The 962-nt window shown below is 67.2% G+C and carries 1 protein-coding gene; it reads right to left on the minus strand.

Going from position 1 to position 962, the window contains the following annotated elements; all coding sequences use genetic code 11:
* On the minus strand, positions 1–962 hold a 962-nt coding region (locus tag ADL29_RS05665), incomplete at both ends, for an NADH:flavin oxidoreductase (RefSeq protein WP_053922647.1).

The raw sequence follows: 962 nt of genomic DNA on the forward strand, positions 1-962 counted from the left end.
CGTCATACGGCTTCAGCTCCTCGAACCGGTCCCCCAGCACCTTCGCCGCCCACAACGGATCCTGAAGCAACGCACGGCCGACAGCCACCAGGTCGAACTCATCGCGCTCCAGGCGGTCCAGAAGGTTGTCGATGCTGCCGACCGCAGCGCCCTCCCCGGCGAAGGCACGGATGAAGTCCCCGTCGAGGCCGACCGAACCGACGGTGATGGTCGGCCTACCCGTCAGCTTCTTCGTCCAGCCCGCCAGATTGAGATCGCTGCCCTCGAATTCGGGCAGCCAGTAGCGACGGGTGGAAGCATGGAAAGCATCGACGCCCGCCGCGGCCAACGGAGCCAGGATCGCCTCCAGCTCCTGAGGAGTCTGCGCGAGCCTGGCGTCGTAGGCCTCCTGCTTCCACTGCGAATAGCGGAAGATCACCGGGAAGGAAGCCGAAACGGCCTCGCGGACCGCGGCCACGATCTCGGCCGCGAACGTCGTACGAGCCACCGCATCACCACCGTAGGCATCCGTGCGACGGTTCGTCCGCGCCCACAGAAACTGATCCAGCAGATAGCCATGGGCACCGTGCAGCTCCACCCCATCGAAACCGATCCGCTCAGCAGCCGCCGCAGCCTCGGCAAAAGCACCTATGACCTCGTCCAGATCCCGCCGCGTCATCGCCTTGCCCGCGTTCTCGGTCCCGTCGACACGAATCCCCGAAGGACCCACGGCGGGCGCATCGGCGAAGGGGGCATCGCCCTGCTTGCGCACCATGCCGATATGCCACAGCTGCGGCACGATCGTCCCGCCCGCCGCATGCACCCCCTCGGCAACCTTCGCCCACCCCGCCAGCTGCTCCTCACCATGGAACCGCGGCACCCGGTCACTCTGCCCCGCCGACTCATGACCCACATAGGTCCCCTCGGTGACGATCAGCCCCACACCCGCAGCCGCCCGACGCGCGTAATACGACCGCACATCC

This window comes from Streptomyces chattanoogensis (assembly GCF_001294335.1).
In the GTDB taxonomy this organism is placed as follows: Bacteria; Actinomycetota; Actinomycetes; order Streptomycetales; family Streptomycetaceae; genus Streptomyces; species Streptomyces chattanoogensis.